General features: G+C 42.3%; 10 protein-coding genes. 6 read left to right on the plus strand and 4 right to left on the minus strand.

What is annotated here, in order from left to right; genetic code table 11:
* Positions 1–161: 161 nt before the first annotated feature.
* Positions 162–1691, plus strand: coding sequence for a multicopper oxidase family protein (locus HM131_RS18780; RefSeq protein WP_232324822.1), 1530 nt, complete (start codon positions 162–164; stop codon positions 1689–1691).
* Positions 1692–1821: 130 nt separating this feature from the next.
* Here HM131_RS18780 and HM131_RS18785 read toward each other — a convergent pair whose 3' ends face one another.
* Positions 1822–2433 carry a metallophosphoesterase family protein gene (locus HM131_RS18785; protein ID WP_085031220.1) on the minus strand — a complete coding sequence of 204 codons (612 nt, stop codon included), beginning with the start codon at positions 2431–2433 and terminating at the stop codon, positions 1822–1824.
* A gap of 273 nt (positions 2434–2706) precedes the next feature.
* Here HM131_RS18785 and HM131_RS18790 point away from each other — a divergent pair, with 273 nt between their 5' ends.
* The 4 genes from HM131_RS18790 (at position 2707) to HM131_RS18805 (ending at position 9266) form a co-directional block, all read left to right on the plus strand.
* Positions 2707–4122 carry a hypothetical protein gene (locus HM131_RS18790; RefSeq protein ID WP_085031221.1) on the plus strand — a complete coding sequence of 472 codons (1416 nt, stop codon included), beginning with the start codon at positions 2707–2709 and terminating at the stop codon, positions 4120–4122.
* A gap of 324 nt (positions 4123–4446) precedes the next feature.
* Positions 4447–5265, plus strand: coding sequence for a pyruvate, water dikinase regulatory protein (locus tag HM131_RS18795; RefSeq protein ID WP_085031222.1), 819 nt, complete (start codon positions 4447–4449; stop codon positions 5263–5265).
* Positions 5265–7940, plus strand: a complete 2676-nt coding sequence (gene ppdK / locus HM131_RS18800; RefSeq protein WP_085031223.1) for a pyruvate, phosphate dikinase — start codon at positions 5265–5267, stop codon at positions 7938–7940. The genes HM131_RS18795 and ppdK overlap by 1 nt, the downstream gene beginning before the upstream one ends.
* Before the next feature lie 354 nt (positions 7941–8294).
* On the plus strand, positions 8295–9266 hold the full coding sequence (locus tag HM131_RS18805) for a C40 family peptidase (protein ID WP_232324823.1): 972 nt from the start codon (positions 8295–8297) through the stop codon (positions 9264–9266).
* 240 nt (positions 9267–9506) lie between these two features.
* Here HM131_RS18805 and betA read toward each other — a convergent pair whose 3' ends face one another.
* The 3 genes from betA to HM131_RS18820 all read right to left on the minus strand — a co-directional run bounded on the left by betA (position 9507) and on the right by HM131_RS18820 (position 13674).
* Positions 9507–11186, minus strand: coding sequence for a choline dehydrogenase (gene betA / locus HM131_RS18810; protein WP_085031224.1), 1680 nt, complete (start codon positions 11184–11186; stop codon positions 9507–9509).
* Between the two features lie 132 nt (positions 11187–11318).
* Complete coding sequence (gene betB, locus HM131_RS18815; protein ID WP_085032122.1) at positions 11319–12791, minus strand: betaine-aldehyde dehydrogenase; 1473 nt, start codon at positions 12789–12791, stop codon at positions 11319–11321.
* 367 nt (positions 12792–13158) lie between these two features.
* The gene (locus tag HM131_RS18820; RefSeq protein WP_085031225.1) at positions 13159–13674 is read right to left on the minus strand and encodes a pyridoxamine 5'-phosphate oxidase family protein; all 516 of its coding nucleotides are present in this window, start codon (positions 13672–13674) and stop codon (positions 13159–13161) included.
* A 458-nt stretch (positions 13675–14132) separates the two neighbouring features.
* On the opposite strand from HM131_RS18820, the gene pflB reads away from it, so the two are divergent.
* Positions 14133–16388, plus strand: coding sequence for a formate C-acetyltransferase (pflB, locus tag HM131_RS18825; RefSeq protein ID WP_085031226.1), 2256 nt, complete (start codon positions 14133–14135; stop codon positions 16386–16388).
* Positions 16389–16415: the final 27 nt, after the last annotated feature.

The following is a 16415-nucleotide window of genomic DNA, read 5'->3' on the forward strand; positions in this document are numbered from 1 at the left end:
TGGGCCGTTTTCAGTAAAAAGATCCTACTTCATAGGAAGCAGTGAACTGACGCTATGACCTCTGCCTCTTGGCTGTGGTAATAGCTTAAAAACATGATAGAGACTAAAAGTGTTCTCCGTTCAATAGGATAAAGGAGGGACTTCATCTGCAAAAAGGAGGAATGCTTATGTTGGAAAAGTTTGTGGATCGACTTCCCATTATGGAGACTATTCTTCCAAAAGCGCATGTACATCGTATCCCTTTTTATGAAGTAACGATGAGGGAAACATACGAGAAACTGCATCGAGATCTCCCTCCAACCAAGATCTGGGGATATAATGGGCACTATCCAGGCCCTACATTCCATGTTCAAAAGAATCAACCGATTCATGTTTTATGGAAAAATCAACTCCCCTCTAAACATTTTCTTCCTATTGATCCCACTGTTCATGGTGCAGGAAAAAACGTTCCCGAAGTTCGAACGGTCGTGCACCTGCACGGAGGTGTCACCCCTTCGGCAAGTGATGGCTATCCTGAAGCATGGTTTACGAGAGATTTTAAGCAAGTGGGTCCTCATTTTACTAACAGAATTTATACTTACCCCAATCAACAAAATGGTACAACGCTGTGGTACCACGATCATGCATTAGGAATCACACGTTTAAATATCTACGCAGGTTTAGCGGGGATGTATATCATTCATGACCCAGAAGAAATCCGCTTGAATCTGCCCCAGTATCCGTATGATATTCCTCTCCTGATTCAAGATCGTTCATTTTATCCGGATGGCAGTCTCCTGTACCCCACTCAACCAGACAAGCCGACTGAGGTGCACCCTTCTATTGTGGGCGAATTTTTCGGTGACACGATTTTAGTAAATGGAAAAGTATGGCCTTATTACAATATAGAACCTAGACGTTACCGCTTTAGAATACTTAACGCATCAAATTCCCGTTTTTATCGATTATCCCTCTCAAATGGATTACCTTTTGTCCAGATTGGAACAGATCAAGGCTTATTAGAGGTACCGATCAAAGTCCCCTCTCTCCTCCTAGCACCTGCAGAAAGGGCGGACGTTATTGTCGATTTTTCCAGATGTTATGGTGAATCAATCGTGCTGAAGAATGATGCAAAGTCCGACTTCCCAGATGGTGAACTTCCAGAACCTGATACAACTGGATCCGTGATGAAGTTCCATGTCGTTTCTCCTCTTACTTGTCGCGATGAGAGTTCCATTCCTGCTAAACTCAATGCCGTTCCAAAGCTGTCCAACTTTCAACACGTGCGAACATTAAAGCTTAGCATGAAACCTGACTCCTACGGCCGAGAGATCCACTTGTTAGACGACAGGCTCTGGTCAGACCCCCTATCCGAAACACCTGAATGGGGCAGTACGGAAATCTGGAATCTTGTTAATGTGTCTCACGTGACGCACCCCATCCACCTTCATTTGGTTCGTTTTCAAATCATCGATCGCCAACCGTTCGATGCAGATTTCTATGAAAATGAAGGAAGAATTGTCCTCACCGGGAAGCGTGTGCTCCCAGAATTAAATGAACGAGGGTGGAAAGATACGGTTCGGGCCAATCCTAATGAAATCACACGTATTATCGTCCATTTTGGTCCTTATACAGGTTTATATGTATGGCATTGCCATATTTTTGAGCATGAAGATTATGAAATGATGCGTCCGTTCCTAATAGTCAAATGAGCAGAGTAGGGCTCAAGGTCTTCTACAGTAAAATAAGAACCTCACAATCATTAAATAAACGAATGTGAGGTTCTTAGCATTGATCTTTCCTGATCTTCCAGGTTACAATTTTCAGGTTTAACTTCTCTATTTAAGATACCGTGTACACTTCATGCGAAGGAAGTTCTAATAGCGTCAGCTTTCCTCCAAACACTGCCCCTGTATCAATATCCACCTGGTCTTTGTAATAGGCAATATCTCTAACCGGTGTATGACCGTGGATCACCGTTTTCCCAAGTCCTATTCTCTCATTGTGCCGGGTCCATAGCATCGTGTCTTCCTCCTGGGCTTTTAATGGCGTATGAGGTTGGAGCCCTGCGTGCACGAAAATATAGTCTTCCGTTTCATAATAAAGACGAAGGTTCTGTTCCAGCCATTGACGATGCTCCTCCATCTCCTCCGATTTTCCTTCATACGACTTTAACGTAGTCGAGGCTCCGTTGATTTCCCAGAGCTCTAAAGCTTTTTCATCAAATTTGGAGCGAATGAACATGTCATCGTGGTTGCCTTTAATGGCAATCGCACCATCATGCTCCACTAGTTCTTTGACCTTTGCTACAACATCTCTTGATTGAGGCCCCCGGTCTATATAATCTCCCAGTAGGATTAATTGATCTTCTTTTGGATTGTACGAAGCTTCTTTCAATACATCTTCAAACTTTTGAATATCTCCATGTATATCTGAAACTACAAGATAGCGCATTTATAATTCCTCCCCATTCACTTGTAGTTAATTGACCCACTAGTACCCTATTTCTTTTTTGTTGGTACGTAAAACCTTATTTGAAAGAAACAAGTGTATGGATGATGCTCACACTTGATAGCTCCACAAAACTTTTTCTTTTTTAAAAAGAATAGTAGGAATATAGCTCTAGATTACAGTAAAAGCTTTAGAAAGCAGGATTTAAGCTAATTTTTGTTCCATATGTTACTATGTTTGAGGTCAAAACTTTGAACCAGGATTGGAGCATCCATAATGGTACAACTCGCAAAACGAGGCTATACCTTATTTATTAGTTTATATGTCCTCATGCATTTTATCGTTTCTTTTACAGGCGGGGAAACGCTATCGACCGCCCTATCCTTACTCGGTCTGGCCGCCTTTTTAATAGGGTATTTCTTCTTGCCTCTCAAACAAGCTGCGATTTCGCTTTTGCTTCTCGTCATTGCTTTAATTGTTCACCTTTCCGCAGGGACATCCCTTATAGAAGGAACGGTGTCTGGGTTTACAGTGATGAGTGGCTTGATCGCGCTCTTACTCATCGTCCCTGCAATTAGCTGGGTGTTAGAAGAGAAGCCATATATTGAATCTGTTATCAACTTTGCGCAAAACCTGCTCAATACGAGTCGAAAATTTTACTTCGGGATGATGGTGATTACTCAAATTATTTCGTACTTCCTTTTATTTGGTTCGATTCCGATGGTCTATGGAATGATCAACGACTTTTTAAGCGATCAAAAAGGGGTAGCGTGGGAGAACTATAAAGGAACAGCTCTACTCCGAGCCTTCTCCTTAACAACGATGTGGGTCGTCAGCATTCCAAGCTTTATCTTCGCTGTTCATGCGCTTGATGCATCGTTAGGTTTATCGATCTTGCAGGGTTTTTTCATCTCCTTCGCCGGTATCTTAATTTCCGTTCTTTTCTCGCGTTATCAAGAAAGACATTACGGAGTAGATCTTACAGCAGGCATTCAGGAGCAGCTGGATAAGATCGCCGAGCAAAAGAAACAGGATACGAGAGGAAATCGCGATGCGCTCGAATTCGGCTTTCTATTTGTCACATTATTTGGTTCCATTTTCCTTCTCAATGCGATTTGGGACGTCCAACTACTGCTCATTATTCCTATCGTGATCGTCGCATGGGTCATCCTCTACTTTATTGTTCGTAAAAGAACCAGCGCGATTTCGGAGAATGGAAAAATCTATTTGGAAAAGAGCATCCCAAACAAAGCCCAACAGTTCTCCATTCTTTTGGCCGCGGGATTCTTAATCAATGCGGTACATCTTTCAGGCTATGGTGAATATATTATTGACGGTCTCTTTTATGTGACTGACGCTGTACCGTTCTTAAACTTCTTGTGGGTCCTTCCATTCGTTGTTATCATATTAGGATTTATCGGGCTTGGTCCATTGACGGTCATTGTACTCGTCTCGGGGATTTTACAAGGTGTCGAATTGCCTTATCCACCGGAAATTGTCGTTCTTGGTATTACATCAGGGAGCGTTATATCGATTATGTTGTCTCCACTGATCTTACCTTCAATCATTTTAAGTTCTGTGAACCGGCTCAGTATTATTAAGAACGGATTGTTATTTAACTATAAATACGCCATTGCGTTTTATGTGATGGTGCAGATATATCTTCAGTTGTTTGTGGTTTTCTTCTTATAACACTCTAAAAAGGTGGACCTGTTACAGGTTCACCTTTTTTATATGTCACCACGGCAAGCCAGATTATGTTATGAATCTAGAATTCTTTTATCGCTTCATTCGTCATGCCTCTACCGAAAAAACCATCTTTTTGTTGTAACAGATCAAAGATAATGGTATTATACTATTCAGTAATTAGTATGACATAATTAAATTTTTAAGTTTAATAGTGTGTTACATTGGTTTAATAGAGCACATTAGTAAAGAGAAGTAAATGACGTCCCTATACTTAACTATCTTAGTTCACACCGATGCTTTGAATTCTTAAAGATAAGGAGATTGATAGTGACTCAAAAAGAAACGGTCTACGTCGTGTCAGATTCAGTCGGGGAAACAGCAGAATTAATGGTAAAGGCTGTGGCAAGCCAATTTTTTGGGCAGGAAGTTCAGATTAAGCACTTTTCCTATGTCGAGGACAAACAGGATATTAATAATGTCATAACTGTATCGAAGTATAGTCATTCCATCATTGCTTACACCATCGTCCTTCAAGATTTAAAGCAGTATCTTGACGACAGAGCTGAAGAAGAAGGAATTTTGGCTGTCGATTTAATGTATCCTCTGATGGATGCGTTCACTCAAAAATTCAATATGCAGCCTAATCGCGAACCGGGGCAAATGAGAAAGCTGGATGAGAATTATTTCAAAAGAGTAGAAGCGATTGAGTTTGCCGTAAAGTATGATGACGGGCAGGAAGTACGAGGATTAAAACAAGCAGACATCGTCCTCATTGGAGTCTCTAGAACATCCAAAACTCCACTTTCTATGTACCTGGCCAATAAACAATTCAAGGTCGCCAATGTACCTCTTATTCCAGAGATCCCGCCTCCTGAAGAGCTTTTTAAAATTCCAAGAAAAAAGTGCATTGGTTTAATCATCTCACCTGAAAAATTAAATGACATTCGCAGAGAACGACTAAAAAGTCTGGGATTAACAAACTCAGCAAATTATGCTTCATTAGATCGAATCTTTGAAGAACTAACATGCGCTGAAAACATTATGAAAAAAATCGGTTGTCCAATCATTGATGTCTCGAATAAGGCCATAGAAGAGACGGCTGACATAATTTTAGCGATGTTTAATAAAAGGGGGAGCTTTGCATAATGGATAACCAATTCGTATTTTTATTTGATCAATCTGAAAGCGGCAAGAAGGAACTGTTGGGTGGAAAAGGCGCCAATTTAGCCGAAATGACTCGTATTGGGTTGCCTGTTCCTTACGGTTTTACAATTACAACTGCTGCTTGTAACGCCTATTACGATGCAGGACAGATGATATCACCAGAAGTGGAATCTCAAGTATTACAAGCCCTTCAAACCCTTGAAGCCAAAACAGACAAACGCTTAGGTGATCCAACAAACCCACTCCTAGTATCTGTCCGATCAGGAGCCGTACATTCCATGCCTGGCATGATGGATACGGTATTAAACCTTGGAATGAACGATGACACGGTAAAAGGAATGGCAGAGCTTACAGCCAATCCTCGATTCGCTTATGATTCTTATCGCAGATTTATTCAGATGTTCAGTAATGTAGTTCTGGATGTAGATCACTACTTTTTCGAACATCGGTTAGAAGACATTCGCGAAGAAAAAGGCTACCATTCCGATACAGAACTAACAGCCGACGATTGGAAACAGGTCATTGAAGAATTCAAAATGATTGTGGCCACACAGGCGAAACGAAGCTTTCCTCAAGATCCAAAGGAACAACTTTTCCTTACGATTAATGCCGTGTTTGACTCATGGAATAACCAGCGGGCGATCTTGTATCGCCGCCTGCACGATATTCCTGGCCACCTGGGTACAGCTGTCAATATTCAAAGCATGGTGTTTGGAAATATGGGAGATGATTCTGGTACGGGAGTTGCTTTTACCCGAAATCCTTCCACCGGCGAGTCTAAGCTTTATGGAGAATATTTGATCAATGCTCAAGGAGAAGATGTAGTGGCAGGTATCCGTACGCCTCAGCCGATCGCCAGCCTTAAGGACGAAATGCCAGATGTCTATCAGCAGTTAATCGATACTTGTCAGCTGTTAGAAAACCATTACAAGGATATGCAGGACATTGAATTTACTGTAGAAGGCGGGAAACTGTTTATCCTCCAAACGCGGACAGGGAAACGCACCGCCCAGGCGGCGATTCGGATCGCTGTTGAAATGGTAAAAGAAAAGATCATGGATCAACGAGAAGCGCTTTTACGTGTAGATCCTGATCAGCTCAACCAGCTCCTCCATCACCGAATTGATCCTGACCATAAGATGGAGCAATTAGCCACAGGCTTGCCTGCTTCCCCCGGGGCAGCGACAGGTCAAGTCGTCTTTGATGCGGATGAAGCCGAGGAACTATCCAGGGATGGAAAAAAAGTTATTCTTGTCCGCCCTGAAACAACACCTGATGATATCCACGGAATTGTAGCTGCCCAGGCGACCGTTACAAGCCGTGGAGGAATGACCAGCCATGCCGCCGTTGTAGCTCGAGGAATGGGGAAAGCCTGCATATGTGGCTGTGACTCCATAAAAATCCACCTGGAATCCAAACAATTTATCGTAGGGGATACCACTGTAAACCATGGGGATACGATTACGATTGATGGTTCAACAGGCGAAATCTTCCTTGGAGAAATTCCAATGATCGAACCAGAACTGTCCGATGAATTCCAATTGCTGCTTCGCTGGGCGGATGAAGAAACAAAAATGGGAGTTAGAGCAAATGCTGATAACCCGAACGATGCTGCTAAAGCACTGGAATTCGGAGCAGGAGGCATCGGTCTTTGCCGTACAGAGCATATGTTTATGGATGCCTCTCGCATCCCTACGGTTCAGAGTATGATCCTGTCAGAAACCACCTCTGAACGTAAGGAAGCTCTTGATCAACTCCTGCCTATGCAGCAAGGGGATTTTGAGCAAATTTTTGAAACGATGCAAGGACATCCGATAACCGTTCGCTTATTAGATCCACCACTCCATGAGTTTTTGCCGGACAAAGAAGAACTGCTCGTTGAAGTGACAACGCTGCAACTGACCGATCCTGATTCATCCGAGCTGCAAGAAAAGCAAAACCTCTTACGGAAAGTACGTTTATTAGAAGAATCAAATCCGATGTTAGGACATCGAGGCTGCCGCTTAGGAATGATCCATCCTGAGATCTATGAAATGCAAGTCATGGCCATCTTTAACGCGATGTCTAACGTCATGAAAAAAGGAATCCACGTTAAATCTGAAATCATGATTCCTTTGGTCAGTCATGTGAATGAACTAAAAGAAATGCGTCAACTGGTGATGAATATCGGCGACCAGCTGCAGGCAGAAACAGGCCAACAATTCGACTACCTTATCGGGACCATGATTGAAACACCTCGTGCAGCATTAACAGCCGATCAAATCGCTGAAGAGGCAGACTTCTTCTCTTTTGGAACCAACGATTTAACTCAAACGACCTTTGGATTTAGCCGCGACGATGCTGAAGGTAAGTTTCTCCAGCATTATGTAGAAAGCGATGTACTAAAAAGAAATCCATTTGTTTCGTTAGATCAGGAAGGTGTAGGGAAACTTGTAGAAAATGGTGTGCACCTCGGAAGACAAACAAAACCCACTCTCAAAACTGGGATTTGTGGAGAACATGGCGGAGAAAAAGAATCGATTCAATTTTGCTTTAATTTAGGAATGGATTATGTAAGCTGCTCCCCTTTCCGTGTCCCTTCTGCACGGCTTGCAGCTGCTCAGGCGACCATTCGTCACGAGAAAAGTAGTCCTATTAAAGCGCCTCAGCACAATTAATACTGCAGAGAGGATACACGATTCTTTTATGTAATGAGATTAGTAAGAATATATGGTAAGGAGCCCTCAACAACTTCTGAGTTGTTGAGGGTTTTTTTCACTAATTCTAGATGGTGTAACCTGACACCAAAAGGGAAATCATCTCTGTTATTTAGTAGTTGATGAAAAAAAGTATACAGGTGTCAAAAAAATCTATATAAGGCGAAACTGACTCCCAACCCTCTAGTAATAAGAGAAAAAGAAAGAAATTTGGCAGATTTGTTACACAACTGTAAAATCGTGTCGAATTATAATATGCTACGATATTTGTGGGAGAAAAAACTACCAATCAATACATAATCAGGAGGTATTCTTTTGAGGAGGAAATTTGTCAGTGTCGTTTTAGCTAGTTTTATGGCTATGGTTCTATTTGTACCGCAAACTCATGCAGCATCGGCTTCAGGAGATGAAGTGATCAATTTTGCAAAAAAATATCTTGGAACTCCATACCAATGGAGTGGAGAAACACCAGATGGTTTTGATTGTTCAGGATATACATACTATGTAATGGAGAACTTTGGGGTAGATCTACCAAGAGGTTCCTATGACCAATACGAGCAAGGTACTTATGTTTCAGCATCTAATCTTCAAAAAGGAGACTTGGTCTTCTTCTCGGGTACATATAAAGATGGTATTTCCCATGTAGGGATCTATATCGGAAATGGTGAAATGATTTCTTCTACCAAGAGCAGTGGAGTTGCCATTGATCCGGTCTTCTCTGGATATTGGGGAGATAAATATACGGGGGCAAAAAGATTTTTAAATACCAGTTTCTTCAGCGATGTTTCAACTGATTTCTGGGCATATGATGAGATTAAACATTTAAATGAAGAAGGGATCATCAATGGGTTGCCTGACGGAAGCTTTGGACCAAATGACAATGTATCCAGAGCGCAAGTTGCTAAAATGGCGATCGAGTCCTTGAACCTTACACCTTCTTCATCCGGTCAATTCAACGATGTTCCCTCATCTCACTGGGCGTATGAATACATAAATGCAGCGGTTAAAGCTGGTCTAGTCAATGGTTATGGAAATGGTGAATTCAAACCAGATGAAGATATTACCAGAGCTGAAATTGCAGCAATCGTCACTAGAGCTTTCGAATTAAGCGGCAATAGCAGTTCTTATAGTTTTGAAGATATGAACTCTTCTCATTGGGCATATGACGAAGTGTACGCACTAGCTTCCAATTCTATCACTACAGGATACAATGACAACACATTCCGACCTAACGAAGAAGCAACACGAGCTGAATTCAGTGCTTTCTTGTATCGTGCTTTAGATTAAAAATTCCATATAAACACTAATAACCCAAATGATAGGTAGTTAAACCTCTCATTTGGGTTATTTTTACTTATCGGAAAAGAGAAGAAGCAAAATCTGATAGAGTTTGTGAGAGTGCTTTATCCCATTTCATTAATAAGACAATATTATAAAATGATTTTCCAGAAAAAAGAGAAGGACTCTCTCATAAATGTATGCTCGACTAGCCAATACATTTTGAAAGAGGCCTTCTCATAGAAAGCATTATTTTACTGTGCCTGCATCAGCTGGATGTTCTCCATGACGATAGTAATCAGCATCAATCGGATCCAGCGGTTTACGTCCAAGGATCAGGTCTGCTGCCTTTTCCGCCAACATCAATACAGGTGCATGAATGTTGCCGTTTGTTACGTAAGGCATAGCAGAAGCATCAACTACTCGTAGGTTTTCAAGTCCGTGAACCTTCATAGTTTCTGGATCTACGACAGCCATAGGGTCTGATTCAGGTCCCATCTTAGCTGTACAAGACGGGTGCAGGGCAGTTTCTGCGTCTTCTCTTACCCATTCCAGTATCTCTTCTTCTGTCTGAACAGTAGGGCCAGGTGAGATTTCTCCTGCATTGTACTTTTTCATAGATGGTTGAGACATAATCTCACGAGTAATTCTAATTGCTTCTACCCACTCACGTTTGTCTTGTTCGGTAGATAGATAGTTGTAGACCATGCTCGGATGCTCTTTCGGATCTTTCGACTTAATTTTCAATGATCCGCGGGCATCAGAGTACATCGGTCCGATGTGTACCTGGAATCCGTGATCTGTTGGTGCTTTTTGTCCATCGTAACGTACGGCTACCGGAAGGAAGTGGAACATCAAGTTCGGGTAGTCGACGTCTTCGTTTGAGCGGACAAAGCCTCCACCTTCGAAATGGTTCGTTGCTGCTGGACCTGTACGTCCAAGCATCCACTGAAGGCCGATCCATGGCATACGACGCTTCTGCAAGTTAGGCTGTTCGGAAACAGGAACCGGGCATGCGTGTTGAACGTAAACTTCAAGGTGATCCTGAAGATTTTCTCCGACACCTGGAAGATCAACAACCGGATCAATGCCAAGGGAACGAAGGTGCTTAGCATCCCCTACACCAGACAATTGAAGCAGTTGCGGCGTGTTGATTGCACCACCTGACAGGATGACTTCTCCTGCTTCGACTTTGTGTGTCTTCCCATTTCGACGATACGTCAGCCCTTTCGCACGTGTACCTTCGAAATCGATGTTTGTCACGAAAGCACGCGTCTTCACCGTGAGGTTCTCACGAGTCATTGCCGGATGTAGGTAAGCACGTGATGCTGACAAGCGCTGACCTTTGTACACATGCTTATCAAACGGACCGAATCCTTCTTGACGGAAGCCGTTCACATCAGGGGTTTTGTTATAACCAGCCTCTACAGCTGAGTTAAAGAAGGCTTGGAATAGAGGGTTTTTGGCTGGTCCGCGTTCCAATTTGATCGGCCCGTCGTGACCACGGAGTTCATCATCTGGTGAGCCTAACGCATTCTCCAGACGCTTGAAGTACGGAAGGCAGTGCGCCCAATCCCAGTTTTCCATTCCTTCGTCAGATCCCCAGCGTTCATAGTCCTTCGGATTTCCGCGTTGATAAATCATACCGTTGATAGAGCTGGAACCTCCAAGTACTTTTCCGCGCGCATGTGGGATACGACGTCCATTCATATATGGCTCAGGATCCGATTCATATTGCCAATCGTAAAGGTTTTTTCCAGAAGGGAACGGCAACGCTGCCGGCATCTGAATCAATAGATCCCAAGAATAGTCACTGCGTCCTGCCTCTAATACAAGAACACTCTTTTTTCCATCTGCGCTTAGGCGGTCGCCAAGTACGGAACCTGCACTTCCGCCACCAACAATTACAATATCATATGCTTCTGTCATATCTGTTCCTCCTTGATGTTAAATTGAATGGAAAGGGTTCGGACAATAGGAAACCATTGCCCATGAACCCTTCTTTATTTATTAGTTGAGTTTATCTTTTTGATTTATTAGTTAAATACTAGAATGCGTAGCTTAGAACCAGTTAATCGGTTCAGGTTTAAGGTTTTGGAATATATGCTTGGTTTCTGTATATTCTTCAATTCCCAGCTTTCCTAGTTCGCGTCCAATACCAGACTGTTTGAATCCACCCCATGGCGCGTGCGGGAAATAAAGGTTGAATTCATTAATCCAGACTGTACCCATACGCATCTTCGCTGCACAGCGTTCAGCTTTTGCAATATCGCTTGTAAAGACGCCGCCAGCAAGTCCGTAGATGGAGTCATTCGCGAGTTTTACAGCCTCTTCTTCTTCACGGAATTTCTCAACCGTGATCACGGGACCAAAGCCTTCTTCTTGAACAACACTCATGTCTGTGGTGCAGTCTGTTAAAATCGTTGGCAAGTAGAAAAATCCGTTTTGTAATTCAGGATCTTCCGGGCGTTTTCCGCCAACAGCTAATGTAGCCCCTTCTTCAATCCCTGCTTCCACATACTTTTCTACTTTCGCAAGGTGTTCAGCTGAAATGAGCGGTCCCATTTGGGTATCTTCCTCAAAACCGCTTCCCAGCTTGAAGTTTTTCACTCGCTCCACAAGCGCGTTAACGAAATCATCGTGAATGCTTTCTTCTACAATCAGTCTTGTACCAGCGGAACAGATTTGTCCTGCGTGGAAGAAGACACCGTTTAATGCTTGATCAACAGCAAGATCAAAATCGGCATCAGCAAAGATGACGTTCGGGTTTTTCCCACCAAGCTCAAGAGCAAGCTTCTTCACATTCGCGCTAGCCGCTTTCATAATTTTCTTTCCTGTTGCGATACCGCCTGTGAAAGAAATAAGATCTACATCCGAATTCGTAGACAACTCATTGCCTACTGTAGCACCTGTACCAAGAACTAGATTGGCAACACCAGCTGGTACTCCTGCTTCTTCCATCAGTTCAAATACTTTTATGGTCGTAAGTGGTGTGATTTCACTTGGCTTCATGATTAACGTATTTCCAGTTGCAAGCGCTGGCGCCAATTTCCAGGACGCTTGAAGTAAAGGATAATTCCAAGGTGTAATTTGGCCACAGACACCGACTGGTTCGTGAACCACTTTACTGATGGAGTTTGGCACTGGAGAATCGATCATCTCCCCACCATCTTTATCTGCAATTTCTGCATAATAACGAAATACTCCAGCAATATCATCCATGTCTCCACGGCTTTCTTCTACTGTCTTGCCGGTATCCAATGATTCTAAATGCGCCAATTCTTCTTTGTCTCTTTCAATTAGTTCAGCAATCTTCCTTACGACAGCTCCTCGCTCTGTTGCAGGGGTAGAAGCCCATTCTCCGTTATCAAATGCTTCTCTTGCCGAAGCAATTGCTTCTTTTGTATCTGATTCATCACCTTCTGGAACGACGGCAATGATCTCCTGGTTAAATGGATTAATAATAGTACGCGTATTTTCCGACTTCGCGTCCACCCATTTACCATTAATGTATTGTTGAAGTTTTAAGTTCAAGTTCAATTTGATCAACTCCAATTCTGAAGTGAATTAAGTTTGTTAAGAATTTATTTAACGTTTTTAACACTAACATGACTTTTTAGGGATGTCAAAGTCAATTCAGGGATAAATCCAGAACATTCGACAAGGAAATAGAAGCCAGTTGTGATCGCCGAACAGTACCGACGCAGATAAAAAATGATGATATAGGCGGGAGAGCACCGATGGTAAGAAAAAATGGACACAGAGCCACTGGAACAAGGGCTTGGTGAATCTCGTAATGCTCCCCCTTCCAAGCATTAGTGCATAATTAGACTAAATTGGACTTAATAGATCCTAACAAAAAAAGTCTCTCTTAAGAGAACATCTTAAGAGAGACTTTCAGTTATTTCGCGTCTTCATCAAAGTGGACAGTATCTTTTAAATCATTGCCTTCTTCCATAGAATTTCTGCTGGCCATCTTTTTTACAAATTCCTTGACGGTCTTAACACTTATGCCAGACTCCCAGTATTCGGCGATTTCAGGTGTCACTTTGACCAGTACAACATTCGGGTCATCGGCAGAAGTGTTCAGCACTTTTTCGACAATCTTATTCCAGTATTCTTTTTTCTTTTTGTCATCTTGGACGAATTCAGCAGTTCCGCTAATTGATACATAGGATTTGCCTGCGTAGGCAAGGTTAACCGCAGGATTACGGTTGATCTCCTCATATTTCTCTGTATCTTTTTCTGTAATAAACCAGATCTCTTCCTTATCCATTTCTACTTCCTGCGTATGCATCGGCCGGGACATCAGCCTACCCTCAGGGGATATCGTGGTCAGCATTGCTACTTTCTCATCTTTAATCATGTCTTTAATTTTCTTGAGGGTCTCCTGGTTTTCTGAGGTTTGGTTAGCCATTTATATTTCCTCCTTTTGGTTCTTTTTTCAAGAAAAGCAGTCTACCTTCTATCACCTTTTCTTTTTGCTGTTCCCGGCTCACTCCTAAATAACACTTTTTCACAACTTTCATTCATGATTAAGGATATTTTCCTCTCACTATCCTCGACCACTCTTGTCTTTTTCACCTTTTTCTCTAGAAGGGTACTGCAAGAAGGATGAGTACCTTATAATAACGGGCTGGGAAATTCACATAATCATCACAAGGGATTCTGACCACTTTCTCAGACATATTCAATGTAAAACTGTTGTCATTTTTTTGAATGTTTTATGACTCTTTTCTTGGATTCCTTCATTTGTGAAAAAACACACAATATATCCTTCACTATCCTATATAATAAAAAGAGAAACACAAAAAAATTTGCACATCTTTGTGAAACACTGAACAATTTTCATATTATTTAAGGAGGTTTCAGAAAATGAGTATGGTAGCGCAAGTGAAACGGAATTCGGCATGGGATGGGTTTACTAAAGGAAGATGGCAGCAGGAGATCGATGTTCGCGACTTTATTCTCAGAAACTACTCTCTCTATGAAGGGGATGAATCGTTCTTACAGGGACCGACGGCTGATACTCTCACTTTATGGGATCACGTTATGGATTTAACGAAACAAGAACGAGAAAATGGCGGTGTATTAGATTTAGATACGAAAATCGTTTCTACCATTACTTCGCATGGACCTGGATATCTTAACAAAGACACAGAAAAGGTTGTTGGTTTTCAGACAGATTCTCCATTCAAGCGATCCTTGCAGCCATTTGGCGGCATTCGCATGGCTGTGATGGCCGCTGAATCTTATGGGTTCGAAGTGGATGAAGAAGTAGAGAAAACGTTCACTGACTATCGCAAAACTCATAATCAGGGAGTTTTTGATGCTTATACTCCTGAAATGAAGCTCGCACGTAAAGCAGGGATCGTTACTGGTCTTCCAGATGCTTATGGACGTGGACGTATTATAGGAGATTATCGAAGAGTCGCCCTTTATGGTGTCGATCATCTCATCGCTGAGAAGAAAAAAGAGTTTGATCTGATTGGGAATGGCACCATGACAGAAGACATAATTCGTGATCGTGAGGAAACTTCCGAGCAAATTCGTGCCTTGCAAGAACTGAAACAACTCGGTGCAATCTATGGTTTTGACATTTCTAAGCCTGCCACAACAGCTCAAGAAGCTTTCCAGTGGCTATATTTTGGCTACTTAGCAGCAATTAAGGAGCAAAATGGTGCCGCTATGAGCCTTGGTCGTGTCTCTACCTTTTTAGATATCTATATCGAGCGCGACTTAAAGGATGAGATTCTAACAGAGCAAGCAGCTCAAGAATTAGTCGATCATTTCGTCATGAAACTCCGACTCGTGAAATTTGCCCGTACACCTGAGTACAATGAACTTTTCAGTGGAGATCCTACTTGGGTTACAGAGTCCTTAGCAGGTATGTCTCTAGATGGCCGCCCACTTGTCACAAAGAACTCTTATCGTTTTTTACACACTTTAGAGAATCTAGGACCGGCGCCTGAACCTAATTTAACTGTTCTATGGTCTGTTAAACTTCCTGAATCCTTCAAGAAGTATTGCGCTAAAATGTCTATTAAATCAAGTTCAATTCAGTATGAAAATGACGATTTGATGCGTGAGACTTATGGAGATGATTACGGGATTGCTTGTTGTGTATCTGCCATGGCAATTGGGAAACAAATGCAGTTTTTCGGTGCACGTGTCAACCTTGCAAAAGCTCTATTATACGCCATTAATGGCGGAATCGATGAAAAGTTAAACATTCCTGTAGGTCCAGCTTATGCACCGATTACATCGGATACCTTGAACTACGAGGAAGTAATGGAAAAATACGACCTTATGCTTGATTGGTTATCTGGTCTTTATGTAAACACGCTCAATGTGATTCACTACATGCATGACAAATATAGTTATGAACGAATTGAAATGGCTCTACATGATCGTGAAGTCCTTCGAACAATGGCATGTGGAATTGCAGGCTTATCCGTTGTAGCCGATTCTCTTAGCGCGATTAAATATGCGCATGTAAACGTAATCCGAGATGAATATGGCAAAGCGGTTGATTTTGAAATAGAAGGAAACTTCCCGAAATACGGAAACAACGATGACCGTGTTGACAGCATTGCTGTTGATCTCGTTAAGAGGTTTATGAACAAGATTCGTACCCATCATACGTATCGGAATTCTAAGCCAACACAATCCATCTTAACCATTACATCAAACGTGGTTTACGGTAAGAAAACCGGCAATACACCAGATGGACGGAAAGCAGGAGAACCATTTGCGCCAGGAGCGAACCCTCTTCACGGTAGAGACAAAAACGGCTCACTCGCTTCCTTAAACTCTGTGGCTAAACTGCCCTATGAGTATTCACTTGATGGGATTTCAAACACCTTCTCCATCGTGCCAAAAGCGCTTGGAAAGGAGGAAGAAGCGCGCTCTGGTAACCTTGCAGGCATGCTGGATGGGTACATCATGAAAGGGGGTCACCATTTAAACGTAAACGTCTTTGACCGCGAAACGCTGCTAGACGCTATGGATCATCCAGAAGAATATCCACAGCTAACGATTCGTGTATCTGGATATGCCGTCAACTTTATCAAGCTGACCCGAGAACAACAAATTGATGTAATCAACCGAACATTCCACCAAAGTATGTAAATTCGTTGTGGAAGAAAGGAGGGCATA

This window comes from Halobacillus mangrovi (assembly GCF_002097535.1).
Lineage (GTDB): Bacteria > Bacillota > Bacilli > Bacillales > Halobacillaceae > Halobacillus > Halobacillus mangrovi_A.

What these genes read in the sequence shown, in the direction of transcription:
- HM131_RS18780 (WP_232324822.1), top strand. Translation starts at nt 162, where the DNA reads ATGCTTATGTTGGAAAAGTTTGTGGATCGACTTCCCATTATGGAGACT.
- HM131_RS18785 (WP_085031220.1), bottom strand. Translation starts at nt 2,433, where the DNA reads ATGCGCTATCTTGTAGTTTCAGATATACATGGAGATATTCAAAAGTTT.
- HM131_RS18790 (WP_085031221.1), top strand. Translation starts at nt 2,707, where the DNA reads ATGGTACAACTCGCAAAACGAGGCTATACCTTATTTATTAGTTTATAT.
- ppdK (WP_085031223.1), top strand. Translation starts at nt 5,265, where the DNA reads ATGGATAACCAATTCGTATTTTTATTTGATCAATCTGAAAGCGGCAAG.
- betA (WP_085031224.1), bottom strand. Translation starts at nt 11,186, where the DNA reads ATGACAGAAGCATATGATATTGTAATTGTTGGTGGCGGAAGTGCAGGT.
- HM131_RS18820 (WP_085031225.1), bottom strand. Translation starts at nt 13,674, where the DNA reads ATGGCTAACCAAACCTCAGAAAACCAGGAGACCCTCAAGAAAATTAAA.
- pflB (WP_085031226.1), top strand. Translation starts at nt 14,133, where the DNA reads ATGAGTATGGTAGCGCAAGTGAAACGGAATTCGGCATGGGATGGGTTT.